The sequence below is a fragment of the Streptomyces sp. NPDC058650 genome (assembly GCF_042717315.1).
In the GTDB taxonomy this organism is placed as follows: domain Bacteria; phylum Actinomycetota; class Actinomycetes; order Streptomycetales; family Streptomycetaceae; genus Streptomyces.
In genome coordinates, this window is the sequence record NZ_JBHXRL010000029.1 from 1 (window position 1) to 23,331 (window position 23,331).

Below are 23,331 nucleotides of genomic sequence, written 5' to 3' on the forward strand. Positions count from 1 at the left end.
GGGGGGGGGGTGGGTTGGGGGGGGGGGGGGTTGGGGGGGGGGCCCGGGGGGGGGGGGGGGGGGGGGGGGGGGGGGGGGCGGGCGGCCCCCCCCCCCCCCCGCTCGCGGTGAGCCGCCGTCCGCCCCCCGTCGTGGTCAGCCGCCGTCCGCCCCGTCCGCGGTAAGCCGCCGTCCGTCCCCGTCGTGGTCAGCCGCCGTCCACCCAGGTCGCGTGGAAGCCGTGCGGTACCCGCACCGGCAGGGGCACGACGGCGGCCGGGGGGCCGGTGAAGTCGGCGGTGTCCAGGACCATCAGCTCGCCGCGGCCCGTCAGCTCGTCGGTGACCATGCTCAGCAGCCAGCCGTCGGCTTCGGGGGCGCGGGGCTCGCGCGGGACGAAGACGGCTTCGCCGCTCGTGCGGCCCGGGGGCAGGTGGTGGGTGTCGGTCCGTCCGGTGGCCAGGTCGTGGCGGAGCAGTGCCGGTCCGCCGAGCAGTTCGCGGCCCGAGGATTCCAGGGCGGTGGCGAAGGCGAAGCGGTGGCGGGTGCCGCGGATCCTGTCGTCGATCACCGGTGATTCCTGGAGGAGGCCGGAGAGCTGTTCCTCGACGACCGTGCCGGCGGCCGTGTCCACCGTCCAGCGGGTCAGGGTGGAGGGTGTCTCGCCGGGGCGGTGGGGGTCGCGGTCGAAGACGCGCGGGTGGCGGATCACGTCGACGACGATGTCGCGGCCCGTCTCGTAGGCGTTGACGGGGTGGAAGACGAAGCACGGCGGCAGTTCGACCCAGAGGATGTCGTCGGGTCCACCGTTGCGCGGCAGCAGCCCCAGGCGGGCGCCGTGGCCGTCGTCCCAGGTGTAGGGGACGCGTGAGCCAGCCGCGGCGGCGGCGGGGCTGAAGACCACGGGGAGGTCGTAGACGAGCGCGTAGTGCTCGGTCAGGGAGAAGGCGTGCATCATCACGGGCCGCTTGAGCGGCACCGGGACCGAGCGGCGTACCCGGCCGTCGACGTCGACGACGAGGTAGGTGGCGTAGGGCGGTTCGTGGGACGTGGCGATCGCGTGGAGTTCGCCGGTGAGGGGGTCGTGCTGCGGGTGTGCGGCGAACCCGCCGCCGAGGGTGCCGTCGAAGTCGATGCGGGCGACCGTGTCGAGGGTCGCGTCGATCTGCAGCGGGCGCGGGCCGCCGTCGCCGAGGGCGAGGGTGCGGCCGGCGTGGTGGACGAGGTTGGCGTTGGCGTTGTCGTTCGGGCCGTAGCGGGGGCCGGGGGCGGGCAGTTCGCCCAGGATGCGGGCGGCCCGGTCGGTGCGCAGCCAGCGGTTGCGGTACCACTGGGCGCGGCCGTCTCGCAGGCGTAGAGCGTGCACCATGCCGTCTCCGGCGAGGGGATGCTCGCCGGGGGGCCGTCGCAGCGGGTTGGCGCCGATGGTGAGGAAGGTGCCGTCCAGCTCCGCGGGGAGTGCGCCAAGGACGCCGGGTGCGGGGACGAGGGTCTCCCGTGTGACGGGGGGGACGGCGCAGAGGCCGGCCGGTTCGGCTTTCGATGCGATCATCGTTCCGCCCCACATAACGTATCGCTGTTACGTAACATCGTTTTGGTATATGGTGGGGGACGACCGAAGGGACGTCAAGAGTGAGTCCGCGTCAGGCGAATCCAAGACTCAGGGCCGATCTCGTCGAGGCCGCCGCACGGCTGCTGGCCGAAGAGGGGCCGCAGGCGCTGACGACCCGCCGGCTCGCCTCCGCGGTGGGTGCCTCGACGACCGCTGTCTACACCCACTTCGGCGGTATGGAAGACCTCGTGCGGGCGATGGTCCACGAGGGGTTCGCCCGGCTCGACCGGCGGATGAGCGGGGTCAGCGCGAGCGGTGACCCGGTGGCCGACATCGCGGCGCTGGGACTCGCCTACCACGGCAACGCGCTGGAGCACCCGCACCTGTACGGGGTGATGTTCGGCGGGGTGGGGTTCGGCGGGTTCAGCCTCACCGAGGAGGACCGTCAGCACGGCCGCTACACCCTCGAACCGGTGGCCCGGGCGGTGGCGGCGGCCATGGCGGCGGGCCGCTTCCAGCAGAGCGACGCGCGGCTGGTGGCCCATCAGATGTGGATCGCGCTGCACGGGCTGGTGACGCTGGAGCTGGGCGGCTTCCTCATCGCGCCCTACGACGCGGGGCGCTGCTTCGCCGCACAGGTGCACGGGCTGCTGGTGGGCGCGGGGGACGATCCGGCGGCGGCCCGGCGCTCGCTGGAAAGCATCGGCGCGCCCGTCGGCGACGGGCGCCCCGAAGGGGCGCGGTGATCCGGGGGGGGCCGGTGATCCGAGGGGCGCGGTAGTCCGAGGGGCGCGGTGGTCCGGAGGGCGCGGTGACCCGGGGGCGGTGACCCGGGGGGCGCCGTGGTCCGGAGGGCGCCGTGGTCCGGAGGGCGCGGTGGTCCGGAGGGCGCGGTGGTCCGAGGGGCGCGGTAGTCCGGGGGCGCGTTGGTCCGGAGGGCGCGGTAGTCCGGGGGGCGCGGTGATCCGGGGGGCGCGGTAGTCCGGAGGGCGCGGCGCGCACGCGTGCCGGGCCGTGGTCGCCCTGGTACGGCGGCCGCGGCCCGGCTGGTGTGCTCTGGGCTGCGCTCAGACGGCGGAGGGTGCCAGGCGGTGGAATCCGCCCCGGTAGAACAGCAGGGCATCGGCGCCCGGCGCGCCGCCCGCGTCGAGGACGGAGCCGAGCAGGATCGAGTGGTCCCCGCCGTCGTACACCGCCTCCAGCCCGCATTCCAGCCAGGCCAGAGCACCCGAGAGGATCGGGGCGCCGGTACGGCGGCCCGGCTCGGTGTCCACCGCTTCGAACTCCCGCTCGCCGCGCGGTCGTCCGCGGTCGGCGAACCGGCGCGCGAGGTGTTCCTGGTCCGCGGCCAGGACGGAGATCGCGAACGCCTTCTCGTCCAGCACGAGGTCGTGCAGCGCCGCTGTGCGCAGGACGCACACCAGGACCAGCGGGGGGTCCAGGCAGACGGAGGTGAAGGAGTTCGCCGTCATGCCCCGCGGCATCTCGCGGCCGGCGGTCAGGACGGTGATGCCGGTCGCGAAGGACCCCAGTACGCCGCGCAGTTCGCGTTGGCCGTGCGCCCGTGGCGCGGGCGCGTGGCCGTCGGCAGGGGGGTGCGGGCCGTCGACGGGGCCGTCGGCCATGCCCTCACCCCCCGCCCGCCGCCGCCGCGAGCGGCCCGGGGGGAGCGGAGCCGGACGCGGGCAGCGCGTACGGTTCGAGCGCGCGGCGCAGTTGCTCGGGTACCCGGGCGGGCCGGGTGTCGGTGTTGGGGCCGCGCATGCAGACCACGCGCTGGCGGCCGCGGGCGACGAGGTCCTCGGTGACGGGCTCGCCGTCACCGCCGCCTTGCGTGGTGCGCAGCCGTACGTAGTCGAAGGTGAAGCCGATCTGGGTCTGTGTCAGGTCTTCCAGGCGCATCCGGATCGAGAGCTGGTCGAACGCGGTGATCTCGGCGAAGAACTCGCAGCCCACCGAGAGGGTGAAGAGTTTCAGGTCGTCGCGGATGTCGTCGAGGACCTCGGGGGCCCGGTCGTGGAGGAACATCTCTCTGCACCGGCCTTGCCAGCGTACGTAGTTGACGTAGTAGACGTTGCCCACCAGGTTGGTCTCCTCGAAGCCGACCAGGTGGCGCAGTTCGTAGTAGGGGCGTTGTGCGCCCATCCGTGCCTCACCCCTCCTTCTCTGTCAGTACGGCGAACACCGCCGTGTGCGGCGTGGTGCGCAGCAGGGCCGCGGCGGTGGCGATCTGGGCCGTGCCGGAGCGCAGCACCACCCACCGGTCGGGGGCCTTGGTGCTGGTGTCCGCCGTCAGTTCGACGTGTGCGCGGCCGCGTTTGCGCAGGCATTCCACGGCGCTCCACACCCGGGTGGCGGCGAGCGAGAGCTGTTCGCCGTGTTCGGCGGCGATCAGCAGGGCCAGCGCGAGGCCGCCGGTGCCCAGCAGGGCCTCCCACTCCTCGGGTCCTCGGTCCTCGACGTGCTGCACGTCGCAGGCGAGCGGCCACTCCCCCGCCACCGCGAGGGTCACCCCGGCGCCGTGGGAGGAGGAGACGTACGGGCCGCCGTCCACCTCGGGCCGTCCGTCGGGGCGATGACGCAGTGTCACCGGGTGGCCGAGTGCCTGGCCGAGGGTGTGGGCGGTGCGGGCGCGGCGTGTCTCAAGGTCGCCGTCGGCGCCGTCGGCGCCGGGGTGGACGGCGATGCGCACCGGCACGGGCAGCAGCGCGTCGAGGCGGCGTTCCAGGTAGGGGCCGAGCAGTGCGGGTTCCCAGGGGCCGAAGCCGTCGAGCTTGCGCACGGCGCGCAGGGTCAGGCCCGTCCAGCGTTCGGTGATCGTGCCGTGCTCGTCGCGGACGTCGAGGTCGTAGACGTAGGTGTCGCCGTCGCGGGAGCGTTCGGCGGCGTGCAGGACGACCCGGCCCGTGCGCGTGGCGGGGTCGGCCAGGTGCAGGCGTTCGACGCCCACCGGCAGCAGGGTGGCGTCCGGTACGCAGGCCTGGATGGCGTGCATCAGGGCGTCTCGGGTGCCCGGGTCGGCCAGGACCAGGTCGGGCGGCAGGTAGCCGGCGAACCAGGGCTCGGTGGCGGTGGTGGAGATGTCGGCGACGCATGCGGTGGCGGCCAGGTGGCGGTAGCCGGTCAGGCGCTGGAAGCGGGCGCCCTGGAAGAGGACCGGCCCGTACAGGTCGCGGGCCGGGTCGAGTGCCGGGGCGACGCCTTCGGGCGGTGTCGGCCCCTGCGGCGGTGTGGGGTGGGGTCCGTAGCGCAGGACGGCGCGGAAGTGGTCGGCGCGGAAGTCCGTCTCGCTGCTGCGGACGACCGCTTGGACCGTGTCGGGGCCGGTGGCCAGGACGGCCACCCGTACGGTGGTCGTGCCGTCGGGTGGGACTGCCACGGGACGCAGGAATTCGGCGTCTTCGAGGACGGGGACGGCGTCGCTTCCCGTACGGCCGGTGAGGGCGGCGGCGGCCTGGGCCATGGCTTCCATGCCGAGGACGGCGGGCAGCAGCAGGGTGCCGTCCAGGAGGTGGTCGGCGAGGTAGGGGTCGGTGGCGGCGGACAGTTCGCAGTCGGTGACCAGTTCGACGCCGGGGTAGTGGGCCTGGACACGGTCGACGAACCGCAGCAGCGGCAGTTCGCGTTCTTCCAGGGCGATGGTCGGCAGGCCGCCGGCGCGGCCCATGACGACCAGGGTGTCGGGTGTGTCCGGGTCGGCCAGGACCCGGCGGAGCATGGCGACGCCCTCGTCGGCCGGGATCGGTTCGATGCCCTCCCTGATCAGTGATTCCAGTACGCCGAGCCGCTCGCCCATTCCGGCGCCGGACCATACCGACCACTCCAGCGCGATGCACCGGCAGCCGGGCAGGTCCTCGCGCAGCCGGGTGATCCGTTCGGTCAGCCAGTCGTTGGCGGTGGCGTAGTCGGCCTCGCCGCGCAGGCCGGCGCGGCCGATGATGCTGCCGAAGGCGACGACGAGGCGCAGGTCGGCCGGGTCGACGGCGGCCAGGACGGCTTCCAGGCCGGCGATCTTGACGGCCAGGGTGCGGCGGAAGGACGCCTCGTCGAGGTCGGCGAGGGCGCGTGGTTCGTTGCGTCCCGCGCCGTGCAGCACGGCGGTGACGGGGCCGAGCCGCCGGCGTATCTCGTGGACGGCGGCCTTGGTGTCGCCGGCGGAGGTGACGTCGGCGCGGGCGTAGTGGAAGCGGATCCCCGAGGCGGCCATCCGGCCGAGGTTGGCGGCCAGTTCGCGGTCGGTCTCGGGATCGGAGCGGCCGAGCAGGCCGATGGCGCAGCCGGAGTCCTTGGCCAGGGACAGGGCGCACTCGGCGGTGATGCCCTTGCCTCCGCCGGTGACCACCAGGACGTCGGCGGCGGTCAGCGGGGAGGAGGCGGGCGGGGCGGGGGTGGTGGGTGGGGCGGGTGGCAGGGGGGTGAGGACGGGGACCCTGCGGATGCCGGCGGTGTCGTAGTGGACCTCGCTGAAGCCGGTGGTGGCCGCGATGTCGGCGACGATGCGGCCGGTCAGCTCGCCGAGGGGCGGCAGGCTGTTGAGCGGCAGGGTCAGGACGGTGGTGGCGGTGGCGGGCGCCTCCAGGTGGAGTGTCTTGGCCAGTGCGGCGGCCCCGCGCCGGTCGCCGACGGCGACGAACCGGGCGGCGGGCGCGGTGGGGTGCAGGGCGGCGCGGGCGGCGGCGAGCATCAGCGCGGCATGCTCGTCGTCGCAGTCGGCGGGCAGGCAGAGCAGGACGCCCGTGCCGAGCCCGGCCGTTTGCAGGGCCGCCGCGAGCGGGGCGGCGAGCGGATGGCGGTCGGGGGCGAACACGGCCCACGGCGCGCCACCGCCTTCGCCGGACACGGCCCGGCCAGGCACCGGCACGGATACGGGTGCGGGTGCGGGTGCGGCGGGTGTCTCGACCAGGTCGAGGCGGAAGGCGCGGACCCAGGGCGCGACACCGGCCGCGGCGGTCGTGCGGTCGGCGTCGGCGGGCAGGGCGGTGCCGGACAGTTCGTCGAGCAGGACCGCCAGTTCGGCCAGGGTGGAGGTGGCGAACGCGGAGGTGGTGGCGACGGCGTCGACTCCCAGTTCACGGGCGGCGTCGTTCATGATCTGGCCGACGGTGATCGAGCTGAGGTGGAGCTCGTCCAGGGGGTTGGTGTCCGGTGAGATGGCCGAGGGCGGCAGTTCGGCACGGGCCGCGGCGAGCCGCATGAGGATGTCGAGGCTGGTGGCGCTCTCGTTGCCGGAGGCCGGCTCCGTGCCGGCGTACTGCCCCTGCGCTGCCGGCCGTGGGGTGTCCGCGCCGGTGGGGGTGTCCGCGGTGAGCGGCAGGTCTTCCCCGGGCGCCGACTCGCACGGGCTGGCCAGGAAGCGGAACTGCTTGGTCAGGGGCAGTGGGCGGGTGAAGCGGTCGCGGAAGAGTTCCGCTCGGCGCACCGGGGCGCCGAGCACCCAGGCCGCCGCCACTCCGTGGAAGAGGCCGGCCAGGGAGGTGCTGTCGGTGTCGAGGGAGATGACCGGTACGTCCACGGTCTGCGCGGCGAGGCCGCTCAGGGTGCGGCCGGGGCCGACTTCCAGCAGCAGGTCGCTGTCGGCGGCGACGCCGGTGACGGCCTGGGTGAAGCGCACGGGGTCCAGGACCTGCCGGGTCAGCAGCTGCGCCAGGTCGGTGTCCGGGGCGAGGGGTGTGCCGGTGACCGTCGAGACCACGTTCCGCTGCAGGGGCTGGAGGCGCTCGTGCGCCAGGTGCTCGGCGAACGCGTGCGCGGCGGGGGCGACGGCGGGTGAGTGGAAGGCGTGGCTGACGTTGATGCGCTGCGCGCCCAGGTGCTGGGCCTGGGCGCGTGCGCTCACCCGGTCGACGGCGTCGGCGGGCCCGGAGACCACGGTCTGGTGGGGGCCGTTGTAGCCGGCGATCACGACGGGTTCGTCGTCAAGGAGCGGTTCCACGCTTGCGGGCGGTGCGGCGATGCTCGCCATCGCGCCTCCGCCGTCGCTCGCCGCGGCCATCACGGCGCCGCGTGCCGCCGCGGTGCGCAGCAGCCCGGCCTCGTCCATGGCGCCGGCCCAGTGCAGGGCCGTCAGTTCGCCGAGGCTGTGGCCCGCGGCGGCGGTGGCGTGGATGCCGAGGTCGGCAAGGACGCGCAGTCCGGCGACCGAGGCGGTGACGATCCTGGGCTGGGCGACTTCGGTGGCGACCTGGTCGCCGCCGGCGGGGAGGTCCTGGGTCCGGTAGAGCTCGTCCACGGCGGCGAAGCGGGCGCGCAGGGCGCCTCCGTCGCCGCGGCGGCCGGCGCCCTGGCCGGGGAAGAGGAAGCCGATGCGGGGCGGTGTGCTGCCGCGGCGGCCGAGGAAGAGTCCGGCGGCGGGGTCCAGCAGGGTGTGGGCGCCGTCGTCGAGGTGTGCCTGGAGTGCGGTGAGGCGTTGCTGGGCCTGTTCCGGGGAGGAGGCCACGACGGCGGCGCGGACGGCGGCGCCGTCCAGGTCGCTTTCCAGTGAGGCGGCCAGGTCGCCGAGTTCGGCGTAGGACAGGTGTCCGGCGAGGTCGGCGAGCGGGGTGAGGCGGTCGCGCAGTGCGGTGGTGGTGTCGGCGTCGATGAGGAGGAGTTCGCAGTCCTGGCGGGAGCGGACCAGGCGGACGGTGGATCGTGGCAGGGCGGTGCGGCGTACGCCGTCGGCGTGTTCGAGGACGATGTGCGCGTTGATGCCGCCGAAGCCCATCGAGGAGACCCCGGCCCGCCGGGGGGTGTTCTTGGGCCATGCTTCGGCTTCGCGGGGTATCCGCAGGGCGGGGTTGTCGCCCAGGAGTTCGGGGTGGGGATCGTGGTGGCCGGTGGCCGGCGGGATGATCTGGTGGCGTACCACGAGTGCTGCTTTGAGGAGTCCGGCGATGCCGGCCGCGGCTTTGGTGTGTCCCATGTTGCCCTTGATGGTGCCCAGGGCGACGGGCGGCGCGTCGGGGTCGGCGGCCCGGCGGGCCTCGGACAGGGCGCGGAGTTCGGTGGCGTCGCCGACGGCGGTGCCGGTGCCGTGGCCTTCCAGGTAGCCGACGGTGTCCAGGCCGAAGCCGGCGGTGTCGTAGGCGCGCTCCAGGGCGAGGCGGTGGCCGCCGGCCTCGGGTCGGGTGATGCCGCCGCGGCCGTCGGAGGACCAGCCCCAGCCGGCGATGGTCGCGTAGCGGAAACGTCCCTGCGCGCGGGCGTCGTCGTCGCGCATGAGGACGACGGCGCCGCAGCCCTCGCCGGGCCAAAAGCCGTTGGAGCCGCGGTCGTAGACGCGCATGTCCGCGGTGGCCAGGGCGCCTGTCTTGGCGAAGCCGATCACTTCGAAGGGGTCGATGCTCAGGTCCACGCCGCCGGCGATGGCCACGTCCCACTGCCCGGAGGTCAGGGCGTTGCAGGCGGTGGCGACGGACAGCAGGGAGGAGGAGCAGGCGCCGTCGACGGTGAATCCGCCGCCGCCCAGGTCGAAGTGGTTGCAGATGCGGCCGGCGATGGTGTTGGCCAGGCCGCCGGCCAGCGTGTCCTCGTCGATGGGCGGGAAGGGCTGCTTGTAGCGCTGTTCCAGGGTGGTGAGGAACTCGGCCAGTTCGGCATCGGCCCAGCCCTGCTCGCGCAGTGCCGCGCCGACGGTGCGCCGTACGTAGGGCCAGCGCAGCCGCATGAGGTTGGCGCGGGAGAACTCGCCGGTGAGGCTGTTGCCGAGGACGGCGCCGGTGGTGGGTGCCGGCAGTCCCGTACCGTCGGGGAATCCCGCGTCCTCGAGGGCCTGGGCGACGGTGTCGAGGGCCAGCCAGTGCGTCATGTCGGTGGCGCGGAAGGTGCTGCCGGCGATGCGGTGTCTGACGCGGTCGAACTCGAAGCCTTCCAGGACCGCGGCCTTGCGTGTGTAGTGGCGGTCGGGGGCGGTGGGGTCGGGCGAGTAGTAGTCCTCGTGGCGCATGCGTTCGTCGGGCAGACGGCGAAAGGCGCGCCGTCCGGACAGGACGTTTTGCCACAGCTGCTCGGGGGTGTCGGCGTCGGGGTAGCGGCAGGCCATGCCGACGACGGCGATGCGGGTGCGTGGGCCGCTCATGCCGCCACCGCCTCGGATACGGTGGCGGGGCCGGCCGTGGCGGTCGGTGCCGTGGCGGCGGCCCGCTTGCGGCGGCGCTGTATCAGGTGGGCGACCCACCAGCCGGCGCCGCGCAGGCCGCACACGATGGTGACGGCGAAGAACAGTGTGTAGACGACGTTGAAGACCATGAGCACCCCGTAGACCATCGCGACCGATGCGCCGAACATGAACTGGTTGCGTGCTTTGGTCGGCGTCGTTCCCGGATCGCTGATCATGTAGTTGGTGAACAGGACGAACGCCACGCCGCTCATGACGCCGACGGCGGAGTACACCGCGACGTCCCAGACGAAGTGGCGGATCACGCCCTGGATGGCGAAGCCGCCGAGCCAGCCGACGATCAGCGCGACGCGTTTGGTCAGCAGGGCGTTGATGACGGTTCCCGCGGTGGCGATGATCAGCGGGATGGCGACCCGGAAGAAGTTGTTGGCGTGCTCGGTGAACTGGTACGGCGGGGCGATGCTGAACCAGGTGCCGAAGCAGACCAGCGAGACGGTGATGCCGAAGTTCGACGGGTTCATGTAGTGCCGCATGCGGCCGGCGATGGGTGCCTGGAAGACGTGCTTGCCGCCGACGCCGACGACCACGCCGAACAGGACCGGCAGGAACAGGTCGTTGCCGTAGGTGAGCATCGACACGGCCAGCGAGGTGATGTGGGCGGGCAGCAGGAACTCGTACACCCCGCGGGCGCCCCGGCCGCTGAAGCGCGGGGCCCGCTTGTAGGCCCAGGCGCTGATCGTTTCGAGGACGAGCTCGGTGGTGTATCCGCAGAGCACCGCCAGGACGGGCCAGAGCCAGGGCTGCTCGAAGCCGAGGAGTGTGTAGCCGAAGATGTTGAAGACGCTGATGGAGATGGCGAAGTTGCGCAGGGCGAGGTAACGCGGGTCCGGTTTGGCGGCGGGCGGCGCCGCACCGGGGTGCGGTGCCGGCTGCGCGGTGGGGTGAGCGACCGACGCGGTCATGTGCGCGGCACCTCCTGGGCGTCGCCGGTGAGCATGAGGGTGTGGGAGCCGGCATCGAGGCGGCGCTGCTGCCGGTGGACGGTGCCGTCCGCGTCGCGCCAGCGCAGGTCCACGGTCACGGGGCCGTCGTAGTCGCCCAGGCCGAAGCGGACGTCGAAGCTGCGGAAGCCGCTGTGGCCGCTGCCGCCGTCGAGCTGTGCGATCTCCGTGCCGTCGGGTGTGGTGGCCCGCACGGTGGCGTTGTAGGCGGGGGTGCCCGCGGCGGCCAGCGCGCCGGACGAGCCGCCGGTGTCGCCTGTGGCGGGGCGTACCAGTGACAGGGTCAGGTGGTTGCCGCGCTTGGGGGCGGTGTTGGCGTAGAAGGCGGGCGGTCCCCACTGGCGGGCGACGGCGAAGTCCAGGGCCCCGGTCCCGGTGGTGTCGCCGGTGGCGACGGCCCGGGTGGGAATGGGCACCGCGAGGCCGAGCTTGTCGCTGATGTTGGCGTAGGTGCCGTCGTCGGTGCGGGCGTAGAAGGCCAGCTTGTCGTCTCCGGCGATGTCGTCGCCGGGCTGGACGTTGGGCCACATGTCGGGGTTGGACAGCAGGACGTCGTTGGCCATGGCCATCTCCTGCAGCCACGGCCACCGGTCGATGTTGCCCTTGACGAAGCCGTCGGTCTGCACGACGTCCTGGCGGCCGGAGTTGCTGAAGTCGCCCAGCTTGACGTCCCAGTTCCAGCCGGTCCACGCCAGGCCGTACTTACGTGCCTCCTGGGTGAAGGGGGCGACGCCGTCGTCGAGTTGGCGGTCCATGTCCGCTTCGTCGGTGCTGCGGTTCTTCCAGACGAAGTTGGACTCCTCCAGGCCCCAGGCCGCGGTGATGTTGCTGACCACCATGTCGAAGCGGCCGGTGCGGTCCAGATCACCGAAGTCGACGCCCATGCCCTTGAACGATCCCCTGCCCAGCACGAACGACTTGGGCGCGGTGGCGGTGCGTTCGCCCAGGGCCTCGGTGAAGCGGATCTGGCCGGGGCGGGAGCGGTTGTAGAGCAGGTGGTCGTTGCCGAAGTCGTTGGCGATGTACAGCTCCGGCAGGACGTCGCCGGTCAGGTCGGCGCCGGCGATGGCCAGGGTCCAGCCGGTGGCGGCGTCGTAGGGGATCGCCTTGGGGTCGGTGGTGTAGGTGGCGGTGGGCTGGGTGCCGGTGGTGGCGGACGTCCAGCGCAGCACGTGGTCGCCGCCGGCGTTCTCCGCCCTCGACAGCGAGTCGTTCATCACGACGTTCTTCAGGCCGTTGGGGTCCAGGACGTCGGAGTCGGGGAAGTAGTTGCCGATGACGATGTCCGGGTGGCCGTCGCCGTCCAGGTCGCTCACGTGTACCGCGTCGGTGTTCCAGCGCGGTCCGTGGTAGAGGCCGTCCTGCGACTGCGAGGGCACCAGCTCACGCGGAACGTAGGCGTTCGGTGAGGGTGCAGCCGCGTCGGAGCGGGCCAGGAAGAGGATCGGGGTGCGGCCCCAGTAGCTGACCAGGATGTCCATGCGGCCGTCGGCGTTGAAGTCTCCGAAGGTGCAGCCGGTGGGTGCCATGGCGTTGTCCATGGGCAGCGGCGAGGCATCGAGGAGGAACGGGGTGAACCGGTCGGCCTGGTGCGCGGTGGGCGTGTACGTGACCGTGACCTGGTCGGTGCGGGTGTCGACGATGCACATCCCCGACGCGCGGCCGTTGCCGGCGACGTCGTTGATGGCGATGCTCGCGCCCACCGACGAGATCCAGGAACGGATCTTCTCGTAGGCCGGGTTGACGGTACGCACGCTGCGCTTGGGCAGCTTGTCGTAGCCCGGGGGCATGGCGATGGGCATTTCCTTGAACCGGTAGGCGGCGGCCACCTTTGTGCCGTCAGGAACAGCGACTGATGCCCGGGTCGCGAAGAACAGCGATGTCACGACGAGAACCGTCACCAGCCCCGGCACAAGTCTGCGAATCTTCTGGCTGTATGCCACGATGCTCCCCCCTCTCTCTCTTGTGGAAGTCAGGGTCGGCGTGCAAATCACGGGATTGTTCTATGGATACGATCCGGGTTCACCGTGCGGGTGGCATCTCCCGGCTTGCTAGCCGGGGTCTTCGCACTTCAGGAGATCCGGCGGGGTCGCGGCAGCGCCGCGGCGGCGGGGTCGCGAAAGTGTTCGGTCACCGCTCGGTGCTCACCGCGAAGGCGTTCTTTTCGCTGACGCGGGCCGCTTTCGGCGAGATGCCGTGAGACGTCCTGAGATGCCTCGAGACGACTCGAGACGGCCTGAGATGCCTTGAGATGGCTTGAGGCTTGAGATGGCTTTGGATGCCGTGGGGTGGCGACGGAACACGTTTTCCGTGCACCGGCCGAATACGGCGGAACGCTCGCGGAACTCACCGCTTTCGAAACGACGACGGGGCGCGGTGGCAGGGGGCGGCGCGGCGGCGACGCGGTGCGGTGACGCGGTGGGGTGGCGGCGCGGCGGTGACGCGGTCCGGTGACGCGGTGGGGTGGCGGGGCGGCGCGGCGGCGACGCGGTGGGGTGGCGGCGCGGCGGCGGGGGGCGGGGCGGCGGGGGCGGTGGCGCGGCGGCGGGAGGAACCGCGGGATGGCGGGGTGTGGCCGGCCCGGCGGGTGCGTCGCTTTCGGTGTCCGGGCGCGTCGCCCGGTACACCCCGCCCGGCACTCGGCCGGTACACCCGCCTAGCACCCGGCCGGTACACCTGCCCGGTACACCCCACCCGGCACCCAGCCGGGCTGCCCCTTCCCCTTCCCTTCCCCTTCCCTTCCCTCCCCTCCCCCGCGGGCGCCGGGAGGTCGTGGGTCGGCGTCACCGGGATGGTGGTCGACGGCTTGGCGCGGCGTGGGGGTGGCTGGGGCCGGGGGTGGCTGGGTCGGGGGCTGTGTGCCGGGACGGCCGGTCGTGGCGCCCGACGGCTGCTCGTGGCACCGACGGCTGCTCGTGGCACCGGCGGCTGCTCATGGCACCGGCGGCTGGTCGTGGCACCGGCGGCCGGCTCGTGGCGCCCGGTGTTCGGGTGCCACGAGCCGGCGGGCATGGGGGCTGGGTCAGTGGCCGGCCTGTGCGAACTGGCCCGGCTTGCGTCCGGGCCCGGCCGGGCCGCGGAACGCCTGGGCGATGTCGAGCCACTGGTCGGCGTCCGGTCCGGACGCGGTGAGCGCGAGGTCGTCGCGGTGCCGGCGCCGGGTCGCGAGCAGGCACAGGTCGACGGCGGGGCCGGTGATCCGCTGCTCCGCGTCGAGAGCACCGAGGGTCCATGCCGCGCCGGAGGGTGCCGTCAGGTCGAAGCGGAACCCCTTGACCGGCTGCGGCAGGCCGTGGGACTCGTAGCCGAACTCCCAGGTGAGGGCGGTGAATTCGGCGACGTGCCGGATCCGGTCGGTGTACTGGCGGTCTGTTTCGAGGGTGTCGGCGACGTCCTGGCCGTGCGCGAACATTTCCATCATGCCCGCCTTCGCCAGCACCGCCGCCGGGATGGGGCGGACCAGCCATGGCACGAGCTGTTCCAGGGGCACCTGGTGAAGCGCCCGTTCGGTGGCCGTCCGCTGGGTGCGCCAGGCGTCCAGCAGCTGAGGGCCGTCCAGGGACAGATACGGCTTCAGGCCGTTTTGGACGGCCTCGTCGAAATTGGTGATGGCAGCGGTGAACGCCTTGAACCCGGCGGGGTCCGCCGCCGCCTTCTCGGCCATGCCGAACACCATGGTCAGGTGGCCGATCTGGTGCCGGATGGTCCATCCCTCGGCCGGTGTCGGCCGCGCCCACTGGCTCTCGTCGGCATCCACGAGCAAGGAGTCCAGGGCGTTGCCCTCCTCCACCAGATCGCTGAGGACATCGTTGTGCTGTGTCATGCCTCGTTCCTCTCTCCGGGCGGCTTGTCGCGGGGCCCAGTCTGCGGCGAGGCGAGGCCCGGCCACTTCTTTGTCCGTGCTGTCGGCGCACCACCGGCCCGCAGGCGCAACCACAAAGAAGCCATCGGCCTGTCGTGGTGGCGATGATGGTGCGACCATCGGGTCGTTCGTGGAGGCGAGTGTGGCGAAGGCTCTGAGATCGCTGAGGCGCATCATGCTGGCCCCCGACCTGGCCGAGGTGTCGTTCGCGCGGCGCGGTTTCGCACCACTGCCCGCCGGCCATGGCGCCGCCCGGCTTCAGGACGTACCGCGCGCCGTCGTGTGCGGCTTCGAATGGGCCATGGAGGCGAGCGGCACCGCGGAGATCGCGCACCGCCTGGAACTGCTGGATGCCGAGCAGCGCGGCTTCGGCTACGAGGGCGCCACCATGGCGTTGACCGTCACGGACGTGATGGGCCGCGGGCAGCGCACCCGGGAGCTGCTGGAGGGTCCGGGGCGGCCGCACATCCTGCTCGCCTACATCGGTATCGGCTTCGCCATGGCGCGGCTGCCGCGCGTGTTGTGGAAGAAGGTGCTGCCCGATCTGACCGGGCAGCCGTTTCATCCGGTGATGAGCTGGCTCGCGGTGGACGGCTACGGCTTCGACCTGGCCTTTTTCCACACCCGCCGCTGGGTGGACGAGCAGCGGGTGCCGGCGAGTTATCCGTGGCAGGGCGCGCCGGAGTACTTTCCTCGCGCTGTCGACCAGGGCATCGGCCGGGCCCTGTGGTTCATCCACGGCGCCCGGCCCGAGCGCGTCGAGGCGGCCATCCGTTCCTTCGCCGGGCACCGGTGGCCGGATCTGTGGAGCGGTGCGGGGCTCGCCGCCGCTTTCGCCGGCGGCTGCGGGGCGGACACGTTCGACACGCTGCGGCGCCTGGCCGGTCCTCATGCGCCGGACCTGGCCCAGGGGGCGGTGTTCGCGATCCGTGCCCGTGATCTTGCGGGGTACGTGCCGCGGCACACGGCCGTCGCCGCGAGCGCGCTGACGGGTCTTTCGGTCCAGGCCGCGGTCGCGCTCGCCGACAGCAGCGCCGTCACCGAGGACGCTGCGGGGCCGGTGCCGGCCTATGAGCACTGGCGGCGTGCGGTCCATGCCCACTTCCGGCCCGAAACGGCCATGAGCCGGTGACGATCTCGGTCGCACGCCAGGAACACAGCCGACGAAGGGGAGAGACATGCCAAGCACCATCGGCAGGCTACGGCGCCGGTTACTGACGCCCAGCGTGAGCCAGACCCTGCTGGAAACCCGCGGCTTCCACCACAAGACGCCCGAGGCCAAAGACCTGCTCGAGACGATCGGCGGCCGGTTCCTGGAGGGCTACGGCCACGCCATGGCCGCCCGCACCACGGCCGAGGCCGAGACGCACCTGGAGGCGATACCGGAGCGGTTCCGCGGCTTCGCCTACGAGGGCGCGGGCATGGCGTACGCGGTCCTGGACGCGATACCCGGCGGGGGCACGGGCGGTGTCGAACGGCTGCTGGCCGGCCGCGGCGGCGCGCACGTCTACATGGTGTACGTCGGTATCGGCTGGTCGATGGGCCGCCTCCCGCGGCGCTGGTGGGCGGATGTCGAGAGGCTGGACCCGCTGCTGCGCTGGCTGGTCCTGGACGGCTACGGCTTCCATCAGGCGTACTTCCACACCGACCGGTACGTGCGCCGGCAGCACACCGACGAGCATTTCGCGTGGCCCGCGCACGACTTCCCGCACTACACCGGCCGGGCGATCGACCAGGGCATCGGCCGTGCTCTGTGGTTCGTGTGCGGTACGGATCCCGGTGTCGTCGCCGCGACGATCGAGACGTTTCCCACGGCGCGTCATTCCGATCTGTACAGCGGTGTGGGTCTGGCCGCCACGTACGCGGGAGGGTGCGGCGAGGAGGAACTGACGGCGCTGTGGAAGCAGGCGGGGCCTCATCAAGGGGCGTTGGCGCAGGGCAGTGCGTTCGCCGCGGAGACCCGGCTGCGCGCCGGGCTGATGGTGCCGCACACGGGGCTGGCGACGCGGGTGCTGTGCGGGCTGGAACCCGAAGAGGCCGCCGCTGTCACGCAGGAACTCCGCCCGTCGGCAACATCAGCCGCGGCAACAACCGCCCCGGCAGGCTCAAGCGGGGCAAGGTCGGGCGCGGCAGCAACGGCCGCGGCAGGCTCAGGCGGGGCCGGGCCGGCCGAGGCGGGCTCAGGCGCGGCAGCAACGGCCGCGGCAGGCTCGGGCGGGGCGAGGTCGGCCGAGGCAGGCTCAGGCGCGGCAACAGCGGCCGCGGCGGGCTCGCGCGGGGCGGGGTCGGGCGGGGCGGGGTCGGGCGGGGCGGGGTCGGGCGGGGCGGGGTCGGTGCCGGCGTACGAGGTGTGGCGTCAGGCCATCGCGGAGCGGCTCATCGCCGGGACGGAACGCCGGTGACCGGCGTACCCGCGGGCCCGCGGGTCTTCCCCTCGCCGCCGTTGCGTGCCGCGCCGTCGCTGCTGCGGCAGCTGGCCGGGGACCGGTTGGCGATGATGACGGCCGCCGCCGGATACGGAGACGCGGTGCGGCTGCCGCTGGGGCCCAAGACGCTGTACTTCTTCAACCATCCCGATTACGCCAAGCACGTACTCGTGGACAACGCCGCCAACTATCACAAGGGCATCGGACTGGCCCAGGCCCGGCGCGCTCTCGGGGACGGCCTGCTGACCAGCGAGGGCGACCTGTGGCGCCGCCAGCGCAAGGTGATCCAGCCCGCTTTCCAGCACCGGCGGATCGCCCAGCAGGCCGGAGCGGTCGCCGAGGAAGCGGCCGCGCTCGTGACACGGCTGCGGGCACACGCCGGACGCGGGCCGGTGAACCTGACACGGGAGCTGACCGGTCTGACACTGGGCGTCCTCGGCCGGACCCTGCTGGACACCGGCCTGGAGGATTCCGACGGTCTCGGCCATGCCTTCGAAGCCGTCCAGGAACAGGCCATGTTCGAGATGATCTCCATGGGCGTCGTGCCGATGTGGATCCCGCTGCCCCACCAGATGCGGTTTCGGCGGGCCCGGGTCCGCCTGCAGCGGGTGGTGGAACAGCTCGCCGCCCAGCGGATCGCACGCGGCGCGGTCGGCGAAGGAGACGACGCCCTGTCGCGGCTGATCGCCTCGATACGCGCGGAGGCCGACCCGCGCACCGGCCAGCGGCGGCTGCGGGACGAACTGATCACACTGCTGCTGGCCGGTCACGAGACGACCGCGTCCACCCTCGGCTGGACCTGCTACCTGATCGACCGTCACCCCGAGGTACGCGAAAAACTGCGCCAGGAAGCACAGGAGGTCCTGGGCACAAGACTCCCGCAATACGAGGACCTGCGCCGGCTGACCTACACGGCCATGGTGGTCGAGGAAGTGATGCGGCTGTATCCGCCGGTATGGATCCTGCCCCGGCAGGCACAGGCCGCCGACGAGATCGGCGGCTACCGCGTCCCGGCCGGCGCGGACGTACTCATCTGCCCCTACACACTCCACCGGCACCCCGAATTCTGGGACGCCCCAGGGCAGTTCATACCCGAACGGTTCGCGCCCGGACAACGCGGCGAACGCCCGCGATACGCCCACATCCCCTTCGGCGCGGGCCCACGCGTCTGCGTCGGCAGCAGCCTGGGACTGATGGAAGCCGTGTTCACCGTGGCACTGCTGTGCCGGGAGCTGAGCCTGGAGAAAGTGCCCGGACAACGAGTCGTCCCGGAACCGATGCTGTCACTGGGGGTGCGCGGCGGACTCGAAGTAACAGTCCGCACAGTGCCGTGAAACGCCGTGCCATGCCATGCCGTCAAACACGCCGCCACACCATGAAATCCGATGAAGTGCCGCGCGGTGAAGCGCAGTGCCGCGAGATGCCGTGCCGCGAAGTTTCGTGCGGTCAGGTGCGGTGCCGCAAGGCGCCGGGCGGCGAAGCGCAGTGCCACGAGATGCCGGGCGGCGAAGCCCAGTGCCACAAGGCGCCGGGCGGCGAAGCGCAGTGCCACGAGATGCCGGGCGGCGAAGCCCAGTGCCACGAGATGCCGGGCGGCGAAGCGCGGTGTCGCGAGGTGCCGGGTGTGGTGGGGCGGGTGTGGCGGGGCGGGTGCCCCGTCACACCCGGCCGGTCAGCCGGCGGCCGGCACGAGGCCTTCCTCGAAGGCGGCCGAGCGTACCCGCTGCAGTGCCAGCAGTACCGGCGGGTCCAGGGGGCTCGCCCCCCGCAGCCGGAAGTCGACAGGGACGCGGGCCGCCCGGGGAGCGATCTCCAGGGGGCCGACGGAACCGACGTGGACGGCCTGACTGTCGGTGAGTGCCTCCTGAGCCGCGGCCGGCACCGAGTGCCCCAGGAGATACCACGTCCCCGCCGGCACGTCCCGTAATTCAAAAGGACCGGGACAGGTTAAGACCGCACAGCTGACAGGTTTCCCCTCAGGAATTCGAGTAGGAAACAAGCCGAGGAATATGAGACCCGGGTAGGAGGCGACCGGGGCACCCACCGAGCCGCATACCGCTCCGCCGGCCTCACCTTTTTTCGCGGAATCCACCCTGCGTACGAATCCGCCCAGCCTGCGGTACACCGAAGGCGGCAGACCGACACTGCTCGCAAAGCGCGAGCTGAATGTCCCGACGCTGCTGTAGCCGACGGTGCAACTGATTTCGGTGACGGTCAGGCTGGTCGTCAGAAGGAGCCGCTTCGCTTCCTGGATCCGCAGAGCGGAGAGAAAACGCCTGGGCGAGATCCCCGTGATCCGGTGGAACTCCCGAGAGAAGTGAAACTTGCTGTACATGGCAACACGTGCCATGTCATCGATGCTCAGGGACTCGGAGAGCCTTCTTTTCATCTCCTCGATCGACCGCTCCACCGCCTTCTCGATGCCGGCGACCGCACACCCTTCACTACCCATTCTTCCTCCGTAGCCGAGACCAGAATCCGATTACCAGAACGTGGGCCGTGGCGCATGCAGCGACCATCTCACTCAAGCGGAAGTAGCTTCGCCGAATGTATTATTAACGGCACTCTACGCTCCGATCAAGCGTACCCGTCAGGTTTGCCGCATACACACGACGGGAATACATCAGGATTCCGCCGGGGCCTGGCGACCGCAATGACAAAGATGCCGCGGGCCGCCCGGGCGGTCGATAATCGACACCAGCAGCGCCCAATGGAATCCCCCTCCGACCAGCCCATGGACGCTTTTGCGTCCCGCAGGCCGAAAAGGAGCAGCGATGCGACAGGACCAACCAGGCCCGAAACAGGACACAATTAGCACACTGGAGGCGTTCGCCGACACGATAGTCCCCGGCGAGAAGCGAAATCAGGACGATTACGCGGTCGCGGGCGCCGTGACCGGCCCCGGCGCCGTGGCCGCCGGCGCTCTTGAGCTCCTGCAGAACCCGGCCACCGGTCTGTCCGAATCCCTGGACGAGTTCGCCCGGGCCCTCAACGCCCACGCCCAGGCCCACACCGCCCAAAACACACTCACCCCCGACCCCCACCCCGGCCCCAGCCCCGCCGCCGGACCCGGTCCCCGTCCGAGCCCCAGCCCCGGCACCGGCCCCGGCCCCGCCCCGGGCTCCGGCGGTCCCGCCCCCAGCCCTGACCCCGGCTCCGGTCGTCCCGCCCCCAGCCCCGCCGCCGACTCCGGTCCCCGTCCGGGCCCCGGCCCCGACCCCGACCCCGACCCCGGCCCCGGCTCCGACCCCAGCCCCGCCACCGGCACCGGCCCCAGCCCCGCCACCGACTCCGGCTCCGGTACCGGCCCCAGCCCCGCCCCGGGCTCCGGTTCCGGCCCCGACTCGGACCCCGGTCCCGACAATGATCCTGGTTCCGGTGCGGGTCCTGGTCCTGGCTCCGGGGTGCCGCCGTTCGTGGCCCTGTCCTACGCGGAGCGGACCCGCCTGGTGACGGTGCTGACCGCGCCGGGCCACCCCGAGCGTGACATCTGGGTCAGCCTCGCCCTGTTCAGCAACATGGCCTTCGACACCGGCGCCCACCTGCACACCGCCGAGGCGATAGCCGCCGGACACCCCGGGCTCACCGCCATCGGCTTCGCCCCACCGGACGCCGACGGACTGTGGCGCTTCCCCGCCTACTCCTACGGCCGCCCCCTCGCCCGACTCCATCCCGACACCACGCCTTCCGGGAGCCTGAAATGACCGCCACCGAACGCACCGACATCCTCATCGTCGGAAGCGGCTTCGGCGGAGCCATCCCCGCCTACCACCTCGCCGCCGGCGGCGCGAAAGTCACCGTCCTCGAACGAGGCCCCTGGCTGGAATCCGACGACTTCGAACACGACTTCCTCCTCGGCTCCTCCTACACCCGCATCTTCGACTTCGTCGTCGGCGACGGCATGAGCCTGCTCGGCGGAAACTGCGTCGGCGGCGGCAGCGTCGTCTACTTCGCCGCCATGCCCCGCGCACCACGCTTCGTCTTCGAACGCACCGGCAGCATCGGCCGGCGCATGTGGCCCGCCTCCATCACCCGCGACACCCTCGACCCCTGGTACGACAAAGTCAGCGAAGCCCTCCCCGTCACCACCCAAAGCTGGGACGACGTCACCTACGCCGGAGGCCTCTTCGCCGCCGCCTGCCACCACGCAGGACGCACCGCCAACCCCGTCCCCACCGCCGTCGACACCTCCAAATGCACCAACTGCAACTGGATGATGGCCGGCTGCCGCTTCGACGCCAAACGCTCACTCCTGCTCAACTACCTCCCCGCCGCCACCGCCCACGGCGCAGAGATACGCCCCCTGCACGAAGTACAAAAACTCACCCGCACCGACAACGGCCGCTACCGCGTCCACTACAACATCATCGACGACACCGACTACCGCAAACACACCACCGGCGGCACCATCGACGCCAAAATCGTCATCCTCGCCGCAGGCGCCGGCGCCACCCCCGTCATCCTCCAACGCTCCGCCCCCGACCTCGGCCCCATGCCCCACGCCGTCGGCCGCTACTTCTCCGGCAACGGCGAACGCCTCAACACCGCCATCATCAACGAAGAACGCGCCCGCGACCTCCTCGGCCTCGACCGCGGCGACAACACCGCCTACCTCGCCAACCAAATCGGCAAAGGCCCCGTCGTCGCCAGCTGGGACAACCTCGACCCCCGCCTACCCGAACACTCCCGCTTCTCCCTCGAACAGCTCTACTTCCCCCCCGGCTTCGGCACCATCCTCGCCCAAGTCCCCAACACCCACGGCCCCACCTGGTTCGGCGCACAAAAAACCGAACTCATCCGCCAATGGCGCTCCTGGCTCACCATCTTCACCATGGTCGAAGACGACAACGAAGGCACCTTCGGCCCCCCACCCCCCACCGGCAACGCCCAACGCATCTCCCAACAAATGCTCGGCCGCGGCCCCATCCACTACCGACCCACCGCCAACACCCAACGCGCCTGGACCGAATCCGACGCCGTCGTCAAAAACATCCTCGAACGCGACAACCTCGCCCAAGTCATGCCCTGGACCAACGACGTCGTCGGCGCCTACACCGTCCACCCCCTCGCCTCCTGCCGCATCGGCGACGACCCCCACACCAGCGCCCTCAACGACCACCACGAACTCCGCGGCCACCCCGGCATCTACGTCACCGACGGCTCCGCCGTCCCCGCCGCCCTCACCGTCAACCCCGCCCTCACCATCTCCGCCCTCGCCGAACGCGCCATCCCCCACATCATCCAAACCGCCCAAACACAAGGCATCAACATCACCTACGGCGCACCCACCCCCTAACACCACACACACCGTCATCCGTTCCACGGCGCGGTCGGGAACCAGATGTAATCGAACCTGCCGAGAATACGCAGGGTCCAATAGACGAAAGTGAAGATACCCGCGACCAGGAACGCCGAACCGGTCAACGTCGCAGCCCTGCCTGGCTTCGCCGCAAGCCAGCGCTGAAGGCGCCCGCCCACACCGTAGGACAGGGCAAGGAATAACACCGCCATGACCAGCACGTTGCCAATGGACTGCAGACAGAACGCTACCGCCCCGTACAGCGGGTCATGAGTGACGGCGGCGTGCCGGAACAGACTACGGAACAACGGATACGGCCGCCCTATCAGGAACGCGCCGGCCAGTGCGCCGGTCAACACCAGCGGAGCGTTCCGAAACCGCCGGGACACAGAAGCCAGCGGATCGCCGACCACGCCCAAAGCAGCAAGGCCCAGAACAGTCATGATCACTCCGATCAAACCGAAAGTGATCATTGCCTGGACGATCCGAGGGGAAATCCCGCCGGCGACGCCCCCGGATGCCGAAAACTGCGGCATACCTGTCCCGGCCAACCCCACGATCACCCCGTACACCGCCGAGACCGGAATCATCCCGACAGCCATCCACCCCAACGGCTTGACCGTTTGAAGAAACCGGCTCCGTCGCGACTCGCTCCGCCCGACCAAGGGCCCCACAGCCCCGAAGACCGCGATATTGCAGGCCGTGAACGTACCGGCCAAGCCAGTAACGAACGCGAACACCACCCCCGCCGCCACACCAGCGATCGGCGTCGTCTCGGGGTTGTGCCCCAACAGCGTGTCAGCGGTCCTGAACCCTATTTCGTGATCAACGAACTTGGCAGACCACGCATAGGCGATAAATACGCCCCCGATCAGGCTGAGGAGCACGATCAGCCCCCGCCTCCGCGGAAAACTTCCCGAAACGAACAACGACGTAGGACGTAACCCAACAGAAACCGACTCCGCGACCTTCTCGCCCACGCGAATACCCTCCTCAAGCTCGGCGCATCGAACATCACGCCAGCCGAGTGTGAACGACCGCCACAGCAAAAACCACTTCCCCCTTGCCCTCCTCCAAACAACCAGCAAGCCCCCGCCCGTCACACTCCGCACACTGG

The 23,331-nt window shown here is 71.6% G+C and carries 14 protein-coding genes and 2 pseudogenes; 7 read left to right on the top strand and 9 right to left on the bottom strand.

What is annotated here, in order from left to right; all coding sequences use genetic code 11:
• Window positions 1–187: 187 nt before the first annotated feature.
• Entirely contained in the window at window positions 188–1,531 is a 1,344-nt protein-coding gene (locus tag ACFWWU_RS34200; RefSeq protein ID WP_384152031.1) for a carotenoid oxygenase family protein, read from the bottom strand.
• Between the two features lie 80 nt (window positions 1,532–1,611).
• Here ACFWWU_RS34200 and ACFWWU_RS34205 point away from each other — a divergent pair, with 80 nt between their 5' ends.
• The gene (locus ACFWWU_RS34205) at window positions 1,612–2,277 is read left to right on the top strand and encodes a TetR/AcrR family transcriptional regulator (RefSeq protein WP_384152034.1); all 666 of its coding nucleotides are present in this window, start codon (window positions 1,612–1,614) and stop codon (window positions 2,275–2,277) included.
• A 321-nt stretch (window positions 2,278–2,598) separates the two neighbouring features.
• Here ACFWWU_RS34205 and ACFWWU_RS34210 read toward each other — a convergent pair whose 3' ends face one another.
• From ACFWWU_RS34210 to ACFWWU_RS34235, 6 genes are all read right to left on the bottom strand, one after another.
• The gene (locus ACFWWU_RS34210; RefSeq protein WP_384152037.1) at window positions 2,599–3,156 is read right to left on the bottom strand and encodes a flavin reductase family protein; all 558 of its coding nucleotides are present in this window, start codon (window positions 3,154–3,156) and stop codon (window positions 2,599–2,601) included.
• 4 nt (window positions 3,157–3,160) lie between these two features.
• Window positions 3,161–3,676 carry an acyl-CoA thioesterase gene (locus tag ACFWWU_RS34215; RefSeq protein ID WP_384152040.1) on the bottom strand — a complete coding sequence of 172 codons (516 nt, stop codon included), beginning with the start codon at window positions 3,674–3,676 and terminating at the stop codon, window positions 3,161–3,163.
• Between the two features lie 7 nt (window positions 3,677–3,683).
• On the bottom strand, window positions 3,684–9,587 hold the full coding sequence (locus ACFWWU_RS34220) for an SDR family NAD(P)-dependent oxidoreductase (RefSeq protein WP_384152043.1): 5,904 nt from the start codon (window positions 9,585–9,587) through the stop codon (window positions 3,684–3,686).
• Entirely contained in the window at window positions 9,584–10,588 is a 1,005-nt protein-coding gene (locus ACFWWU_RS34225; protein WP_384152046.1) for a hypothetical protein, read from the bottom strand. The genes ACFWWU_RS34220 and ACFWWU_RS34225 overlap by 4 nt, the downstream gene beginning before the upstream one ends.
• Entirely contained in the window at window positions 10,585–12,429 is a 1,845-nt protein-coding gene (locus ACFWWU_RS34230; RefSeq protein WP_384152049.1) for a CRTAC1 family protein, read from the bottom strand. The genes ACFWWU_RS34225 and ACFWWU_RS34230 overlap by 4 nt, the downstream gene beginning before the upstream one ends.
• Window positions 12,430–13,649: 1,220 nt before the next feature.
• Window positions 13,650–14,450, bottom strand: coding sequence for a TIGR03084 family metal-binding protein (locus ACFWWU_RS34235; RefSeq protein ID WP_384152052.1), 801 nt, complete (start codon window positions 14,448–14,450; stop codon window positions 13,650–13,652).
• A 181-nt stretch (window positions 14,451–14,631) separates the two neighbouring features.
• On the opposite strand from ACFWWU_RS34235, the gene ACFWWU_RS34240 reads away from it, so the two are divergent.
• The 3 genes from ACFWWU_RS34240 (at window position 14,632) to ACFWWU_RS34250 (ending at window position 18,249) form a co-directional block, all read left to right on the top strand.
• Window positions 14,632–15,621 carry a DUF1702 family protein gene (locus ACFWWU_RS34240; RefSeq protein WP_384152055.1) on the top strand — a complete coding sequence of 330 codons (990 nt, stop codon included), beginning with the start codon at window positions 14,632–14,634 and terminating at the stop codon, window positions 15,619–15,621.
• A gap of 46 nt (window positions 15,622–15,667) precedes the next feature.
• The gene (locus ACFWWU_RS34245) at window positions 15,668–16,891 is read left to right on the top strand and encodes a DUF1702 family protein (protein ID WP_384152058.1); all 1,224 of its coding nucleotides are present in this window, start codon (window positions 15,668–15,670) and stop codon (window positions 16,889–16,891) included.
• A 92-nt stretch (window positions 16,892–16,983) separates the two neighbouring features.
• The gene (locus tag ACFWWU_RS34250) at window positions 16,984–18,249 is read left to right on the top strand and encodes a cytochrome P450 (RefSeq protein ID WP_384152226.1); all 1,266 of its coding nucleotides are present in this window, start codon (window positions 16,984–16,986) and stop codon (window positions 18,247–18,249) included.
• Window positions 18,250–18,587: 338 nt separating this feature from the next.
• On the opposite strand, the gene ACFWWU_RS34255 is transcribed toward ACFWWU_RS34250, so the two are convergent.
• Window positions 18,588–19,367 carry a helix-turn-helix transcriptional regulator gene (locus tag ACFWWU_RS34255; protein ID WP_384152061.1) on the bottom strand — a complete coding sequence of 260 codons (780 nt, stop codon included), beginning with the start codon at window positions 19,365–19,367 and terminating at the stop codon, window positions 18,588–18,590.
• A 322-nt stretch (window positions 19,368–19,689) separates the two neighbouring features.
• Here ACFWWU_RS34255 and ACFWWU_RS34260 point away from each other — a divergent pair.
• The 3 genes and pseudogenes from ACFWWU_RS34260 to ACFWWU_RS34270 form a co-directional block, all read left to right on the top strand.
• A pseudogene (locus ACFWWU_RS34260) lies at window positions 19,690–19,947 on the top strand (DUF5987 family protein); the annotation flags it as partial.
• Between the two features lie 372 nt (window positions 19,948–20,319).
• A pseudogene (locus tag ACFWWU_RS34265) lies at window positions 20,320–20,619 on the top strand (DUF5987 family protein); the annotation flags it as partial.
• Window positions 20,616–22,211: a GMC family oxidoreductase N-terminal domain-containing protein gene (locus tag ACFWWU_RS34270; protein WP_384152064.1), complete on the top strand. Its 1,596-nt coding sequence runs from the start codon at window positions 20,616–20,618 to the stop codon at window positions 22,209–22,211. The pseudogene ACFWWU_RS34265 and the gene ACFWWU_RS34270, both read left to right, overlap by 4 nt.
• A 14-nt stretch (window positions 22,212–22,225) precedes the next feature.
• Here ACFWWU_RS34270 and ACFWWU_RS34275 read toward each other — a convergent pair whose 3' ends face one another.
• The gene (locus tag ACFWWU_RS34275; protein WP_384152066.1) at window positions 22,226–23,194 is read right to left on the bottom strand and encodes a hypothetical protein; all 969 of its coding nucleotides are present in this window, start codon (window positions 23,192–23,194) and stop codon (window positions 22,226–22,228) included.
• Between the last annotated feature and the right edge of the window lie 137 nt (window positions 23,195–23,331).